Consider the following 6,919-nt stretch of genomic DNA (forward strand, 5'->3'; position numbering starts at 1 on the left):
GCCTTCCCGGCCAGGGCGACATCCAGCTGTCGGGCCGTGGTGCTGAGACGCAGCAGGGCCGGCCGGTGTCATTCGATTTTGCCAGCGTGGCCTCCGCCGAAAGGTTCAGAGCCGGTTCTTGGGCTTTCAGGGTGTCGATGGCGAGGAGCAATTCATCGTGGGCAGACCCGACGGTACCGTTGACGGCCACCGTTTGCATTTTCAGGGAGCGGCCTTTACGCGTGACGGCCAGGACCGGAATATCCAGATTGAAGGTGGCCTGGGCCGTGGTGGGGCCGGCGACCGTGAAATTCAATCGAAGGCCCCCCCGATCCCCCTTGATGCCAATATCGCCGGGGAGGTCAACCTGGGCCAAAAGGGCGCCCAGATCCAGGGATTGCAGGTCGATTTCTCCACTGGCCCGATTGGCGGTCGCATCCGCTTGTGCGTGGCATTCGAAGCGGCCGGCAAGGCTCGATGTGCCCCCCATGGTAAGGGACAGCCGGCCATCCCTATTGGTGAAGGCCGCGTTGATGTCGACGGCCTGGATGGATGCCGATCCTTGCGGCCCATAGGTGACCCGGCCATCATGAACCCGCAAGGTGGTCCCCGGATCGATGCCGGCCAATACAGCGAAGACGGTTTTCAACAATTGCGGGACAGCGCGTTCAGGGTTTTTGCGGTCGTTGTCGGGAGGAGATGGCAAAGCGCTCGCGTTGCGAGGTTCCGGTGCAATTTTCAGATCGGGCGCAGCCAGGGATAATCGATGAATACGGATCTGGCCTGACAGGGCTGGCAGAATGGCCGGGTAGAACGAAAGTTTGCGGGCCTGTAGATCGATGGCGGGTGACCGGGAAATGTGGAGGTCGCGGACCTCCAGATGCGGGACGGGCAACACGGCCAGTTTCAGCCGGGCATATTCCACTTGACCGCCGGTTGCCTGGACGACCTTGTCCACCAGAAAGGTCTTTACCGCATCGCGGTTTGCCAGAAGGTGGGCGACCAGCACGATGGAGACCAGCCCGAACATGAAAATGGCGGCACACCCGATGCTGATGATGAAAAGTTTTCTGGTGCGGCGCATGGGACCCTATCCTATGGGAATGAATCAAACGATCGGTAGACGGTCGCTTGATTCATTCAGGCGGCTGATTCGCAGACGGACGGCGGGGTTGCCCGACGGTCCATGAGAATTTTTTCCAGGATCACCTTGGTGATTAAATAGGTCGGTTTGACACCCTCTTTGCCCATGGCGCCGGCGGCCAATGTGCTGCCGGTCTTGATGGGGTTGTCCGAGGCGTAGTAGGCATAGCGAACCGGCATGTCCTCACGGGCATTGCCTTTGATGATGGCCGCACTGATGGCTCGCTGAAAATGGCCCCCTTCCATCTCCAGCCCGATGGTCTTCCAGTCCGATTGAAGCTTGATCAGCATATCCCGGTTTTGCAGGGATGTGCCCAAAACGGTCACCATGGGGCCTTGGAAGACTTTTTCCGTGTCCGGGAAATCCGACGGCCGGAGGTCGTTGTTGATCCGGTAGTTGTCCGAACTGCCTTCAAACACATGGGCCGTGGCCAGCATGATATCCCCCTTGTCACCGGCAAGAATACCGGCTTTGCCCATGATGGAGATGGAGCTGAAATCGAAGGTGAATGCGTCTGTGCCATTACCGGTCGGTTCCAATAGGTTTTCCATGATTTCGAAGGCTTGGGCGCCGAAGGCATAGTCGATGACCAGAATCACCGGGGCCTCGGCTTCCGCCTCCGTCAGGTGGAGATCCAAGGCCGGGTGCAGGTTCAGCTTGCGCAGTGGGTAGGTGTCGATGGCCTGGCAGTCGATATGCGTTCCGGATCGGTCCGGCAGCTTGAGAAGACCGTGCTGGATGGCGAACCGTTCGATGGCGTCCTGATGATGGCGCAGGTTGTGGAAAAAATCGTATTGATTGTCGCTCAATGGCTGGCCGGCGGTGGTCAGGGCCGGAAACCCGTAGATCAGGTTGACCACGCTGTGCATGTTGGCGCTGATGATATGGATCGGACGGCGATGAAGATTCCGTTCCGCGAGCGTCGCCTTGATGTCGGCGGCCCATTTTTTTCGTACTCCTGCTGGCCGATGATTCGCAGCAACGAGGGGGTCAGGTAGATAATGATGGCTTCCTCGCGATGGCGATGCTCGGCATCGATCTGCTGGCCCAGGCGATAGATCAGATGAAAGAGTCCGTTGTTGCTCTGAAACGCCTTGCGACTGGCCTCGAGATTGGCGTAGGTGTGGCGGGTTTCCCGGAAGGGACGGCCCAGAATGATGCTCAGGCTCCACAGGGCCTGCTCCCGATCGCTTTCCGAGGCTTCCGCCTCCTGGCGGATATGCTTTTCCAACTCACCCCATTCGATAGTGATATGGCCGGAATCGTCGGTCATCCGGCTATAAATTTTTCTGGCTTCCCCCACCAAAAAGGTCATATGCGTGAGAATGTCGTAGACTTCGCTGAGCCCCCGGGTGATGACGAAACACATCTCATTAGGGCCGACGCGGTAACAGGTGCGGCGGCGCTTGAGGGGAATGATCGGCGTGCGGTCATCGCTGCTGAAGGGATCCTCTTCGGTGAGGATAATGCGGTTGCACTCCTCGATGCCTTCGGGCAGACGGTCGATGACGTATTCAAGCCCTTTGAGCTCGACCACCCGGGGATCGTTCATGCTGCCATAGATTTCCGGGCTGAGGTTGCGCAGGCACTGTTCCAGGCTCTGCCCATTTTACCGCTGGGGCGATAGAACCCGCGGATGGCCATGCGTCGGTCAACGTCTTGAATTCGCGAATGGCATGACGGGCTTGTTGGGCCTTTGTGAACGTTCTCACCGGATCACCTCCTGTATTACGGCCGATAAGAAACGCCGAATTTCTTTTTATAGCATATTCCGCTGTTGATTGGGTAGGATGTGCCTGCTGATGCCGATTTTGATCCGTGCGTCGGGAAAGGGGCACTGGCGTCTCAGTCGATATCCGGATAAATCCGTTTACGGCAGGGGGCACCCATTAAAGTGCGGGTCGTGTGGGAGAAATCGGCTTCGGCGGGCATGGCGACATACTCTTCGATCTGCCACCACGTTCCGGACGCGTCGCGGATTTTTTTTGCACCCCGAGAAGATGGGCGAAAGCCCGCACAGCATTTCGTTCTCCGCCTGGAGGGCCTTCTGCTGGCTGAGGGATTCTTCTAACTTTTGGATCAGTTCATTAGTGTCGCCGATAACGTTTTAAATGGATACATTGAAACGCGACGCCGGGTTTCAGTCGCCTTTGCGGTCAACCCAACATTCCAGCCGGACCGGCGCCTGAACATGGTGCGACACGGGCTTCCATTGGCAGGCCGCACTGACTTCGATACCGGCCTGGATAACGGAAACCGGCCGATCCGATGAAACCACCACCACAATCACCTTGTCATGTTCGGCGGTGAAGCGCAGGGCCGAATTGTAGCGCGCGCCGCGGGCCCGGTTTTCGCTGGGGATGGTACGTCCGTCCAACAGACAGGCAAAGGCGTGAAGCTTCAAGTCGGCGCCGATATGCAAGGCACCGTCGACTTTCAGCAAGGACTTTGCCAGGTTGAGAATGTCCGGTTCCCGCAGGTCCAGGGGGCGGTCGAAGGATTGACCGGAAATGGCAATGGCTGCCGGTTCCAGGTCTAGGACCAGGGTGGCACCATGTTTTTGATCTTCGGCCTGATGGACCAGGGTGGCCATGATTTTGAAAATGGCATGGCTGGTTTCCGCATCCAGGTCGGTTTCCAGCAGGGATTCCTCCAGGTGGACCAGGTTGGCCCGGCGTGTGGTGGACTGGTAGGTACCATCGGAAAAACTGCAGACGGTGTCGCCGACTACCCGCAGAAAACCGTGACCACCCCGGAAATCGGCGGTGATCGTAAAGGCCGGGAGACGGTCCGTGGCGATCCCGGCCACACAATACCCGTCGGAAACCAGCTTCAGACCGGAATGCTCCACGGCTGCAAGCAGCTTACGCACATGCTTGATGTTTTCCATGGTCGGCTGCTCGGACGGCGAAAAATGCGCCAGGAAGGGAATGCAGGAAAGGGCCTGGGGTTCGACGAAAACCAGTTCCCCGCGAGGCCAGGCGCCTTCTTCACGGGTGCGGGAAATTTCCAGGATGGCATCCAGAATGGGGTAGATGCGTAGCCGGGTATCCCAGCCCAGCAGAAAATTCATTCGATCCACCACTTCATCACGGACGGCATGGGTGGCGTATTCGCGTAAAAATCCACCGGAGATACCCGTATACAGGTTGCTTTCCGTGGCCATGTCGTGGGAAAAGCGCCAGGCCGCATGCTCCAGCCAGCGTTCGGTGGGGCCGATACTGCACATTTCAGGATGATGTTCGGTGAACCACATCTGGTAGTAGACCGCGCCGGATCGCCCGCCATAGGAAATCAGCCCGGTCATTTGAAGATTTTTTTCCGGAACGAGATGACTGAATTTCAAACTGTCCCGCTCAAGCGGCGGTCGGCTTCGCCATTCGCTGTTTTCGATAAACAGCTCCTTGAGCCGCGGCTCGTGGTCGGCCAAAAGGTGTTGCGGATCGAAAATATAGATGGGCGCATCCTGGGTCATGGCGAAAAGGACAGCGGCCCGGCTGGGCCCGGAGAAGTGCGATAGCCCGTCACGCAGGCCGTCCAGGGTGTCGCCCAGGCAATGGCGGATAAAAACGTTGATGGTCACGTTCATCTTTCTCAAAATAATTTATGCATGAAGCGGGCCATGAAAATGGAAACGTCTCCCAATCTACCCAAGCATGGCGCTTTTGTCAATCTGCTGCCCTCCTTATGATCGACAGTTCTTCCCGACAAATTTTAAAATCGTCCTGAACCGTAAAGTCCTATGGCTGATTCGCTGATATGCTTCCTCTTTGTGTTGATTCGCGAGAAAACGCTCCCTCTGCACCCTGTGGGGCTTGTTGTTGCGAGCTGCCCAATACTTAACAGCCGCCAACGCGTACCATCCTTGACACCCAATGAAATCTTTGCGAACGTGAATTATTCCCACCTGCTGCATGCGAGCGAGTAAAATACGGAAAATATCCATGATGAGGAGGAAGGATGATTAAAGTCAGCGTGTTGTATCCGAATGGGGAAGGTAAACGCTTTGACATGAATTATTATCTCGATAAGCACGTGCCGCTGGTTCAGAAGAAATTGGGGCGTGCATTGAAAAAGGCTGACGTTGATCAGGGCCTTAGCGGCGCGGAGCCTGGATCACAAGCCATTTACCTCGCTATGTGCCACCTTTATTTCGAGTCGGTAGAGGAATTCCAAAATGCTTTTGGCCCGAATGTTGGGGAATTGTTGGCCGATATCCCCAATTTCACCAATACGCAACCAGTTATTCAAATAAGCGAAGTAAAAATTTAGAATACTCGGCTATCTCTTCAGGCTGTTGTTAGGTGAGGTGCCGGCGCGGCGGGCTATCTTCAGCGGTTATGGATATCGAAATGGTCGAAGATGTGGTGTGTCCCGACGAAATACCCTTTGGGGATGATATCTGATGAATAGGGGGCACGGATATGATTTGTTTTTATTGGTGCCCCCGGCGTGAATCGAACACGCGGCACATGGATTAGGAATCCATTTCTTTTACTTTCCTTGACATTCCCTTATATTCTTATTAGCTATAAAAACAAGTTTGTTATGAAATTTTAGGAAATCAAGGAACTTCGGGGAAACGTAAAAAAGTTGGACTATAGTTGGACGATTTTAAGTTTCCCCGGCACATGGAGGCGGGAAAGTGCCGGCAAAATGGATCAAGTCTACACACCCGGGCGTCCGCTATCGGGAGCATCCCACCAGAACTTTCAAACGCCAAAAAGATCGATACTTCGAGATCAATTACCGGCGGCAGGGTAAACCGTGTTTTGAGGCGCTGGGCTGGCTATCCGATGGTATGACGGCGGGCGAAGCGGCTACCATACGGGGACAGATCGTCCAAAATATCAAAAAAGGCGTTTCGCCTCAGTCAATCAAAGAAATGCGGGAGATGGCAGCCGCTGCCCAAAACGCCGAAAATGAAGCGGCCGAATCTGAAAAGAGGGAAGCTGTTACCTTTGGCGAAATGGCCGGGTTATTCCTTGAGTGGTCGGCTGATAATAAAAAATCGGCACTGCAAGACAAAATACGATATGAGAAACACTTGGCGCCTCGCTTCAAAGACACACCGATAAAAGATATTTCCCCCTTCCATCTGGAAAAACTGAAATCGTCATTGAAAAAGAAAAAACTCTCTCCCGGCACAATCACCCAATACCTCCAATTGACCCGCGCCATTTTCAGGAAGACCAAAGGATGGGGCCATCATGACTGCGACTTTCCAAAAGTCGATTTTCCGAAGGTATCCAACCAACGGGTCGCCTTCCTGACCCAAGATCAGGCCGCTGTGCTGCTGGATGCCGTCAAAAACAAATCCATCCAGCTTTGGTGTCAATGTGTATTGAGCCTTTATGCGGGACTTCGATTCAAAGAGGTCGCCTCTCTTGAATTGTCCGATCTGGATTTCGAAGCCGGCACAATCCATGTCCGTGATAGCAAGGGGGGCACACGGCATGCTTATATAACGGAACCCATCAGGGCGATGTTCAATGAATGGTGGACCTTTGCAGATAAAAAGCCGGGACTCATCTTTCCCGCCTATCCTGGTGGCCGGAACCGAGTCAAGAAACGGAAAAAGCTGATTGACGAACCAAAAGGCGGTATCAGCCAGATCCGAGTATCACCAGTTTTTCACCGAACTGTGGATGAATTGGGGTTGAACGACGGAATAACCGACCATCGACAAAAAATCGTTTTCCACACCTTGCGGCACACGTTTGCATCCTGGCTCGTTATGGGTGGTGAAAGCCTTCAGACGGTCAAGGAACTGATGGGCCATGCGGACATCACCAC

The 6,919-nt window shown here is 54.9% G+C and carries 6 protein-coding genes; 2 read left to right on the plus strand and 4 right to left on the minus strand.

The features are described from left to right. The 4 genes from JCM12296_RS31365 to JCM12296_RS31375 form a co-directional block, all read right to left on the minus strand. A partial coding sequence (locus JCM12296_RS31365) for an AsmA family protein (protein ID WP_054701343.1) occupies positions 1-1,063 on the minus strand: 1,063 nt, incomplete at its 3' end. Positions 1,064-1,119: 56 nt separating this feature from the next. Beyond that, positions 1,120-2,055 (minus strand): DUF6909 family protein, encoded by a 936-nt coding sequence (locus tag JCM12296_RS46420; RefSeq protein ID WP_422699200.1) that lies wholly within the window; start codon positions 2,053-2,055, stop codon positions 1,120-1,122. After that, positions 1,971-2,675, minus strand: a complete 705-nt coding sequence (locus JCM12296_RS46425) for a DUF6909 family protein (RefSeq protein ID WP_246805182.1) — start codon at positions 2,673-2,675, stop codon at positions 1,971-1,973. Before JCM12296_RS46425 ends, JCM12296_RS46420 begins: the two co-directional genes overlap by 85 nt. A 588-nt stretch (positions 2,676-3,263) precedes the next feature. Continuing rightward, a complete protein-coding gene (locus tag JCM12296_RS31375; RefSeq protein WP_246805183.1) occupies positions 3,264-4,706 on the minus strand; it encodes a DNA integrity scanning protein DisA nucleotide-binding domain protein in 1,443 nt (480 codons plus the stop codon). A gap of 377 nt (positions 4,707-5,083) precedes the next feature. Here JCM12296_RS31375 and JCM12296_RS31385 point away from each other — a divergent pair, with 377 nt between their 5' ends. Together JCM12296_RS31385 and JCM12296_RS31390 are read left to right on the plus strand one after the other, a co-directional pair. Beyond that, positions 5,084-5,395: an EthD family reductase gene (locus JCM12296_RS31385; protein ID WP_054701361.1), complete on the plus strand. Its 312-nt coding sequence runs from the start codon at positions 5,084-5,086 to the stop codon at positions 5,393-5,395. A gap of 373 nt (positions 5,396-5,768) precedes the next feature. Beyond that, positions 5,769-6,919 (plus strand): tyrosine-type recombinase/integrase (locus JCM12296_RS31390; RefSeq protein ID WP_054701364.1); only part of this gene is annotated, 1,151 nt, incomplete at its 3' end.

Source organism: Desulfosarcina cetonica JCM 12296 (assembly GCF_001311845.1).
GTDB classification, from domain to species: Bacteria; Desulfobacterota; Desulfobacteria; order Desulfobacterales; family Desulfosarcinaceae; genus Desulfosarcina; species Desulfosarcina cetonica.

Bases quoted from the DNA above. Each gene is read 5' to 3' on its own strand.
- JCM12296_RS46425 (WP_246805182.1), bottom strand. From the start codon at position 2,675: ATGAACGATCCCCGGGTGGTCGAGCTCAAAGGGCTTGAATACGTCATC.
- JCM12296_RS31385 (WP_054701361.1), top strand. From the start codon at position 5,084: ATGATTAAAGTCAGCGTGTTGTATCCGAATGGGGAAGGTAAACGCTTT.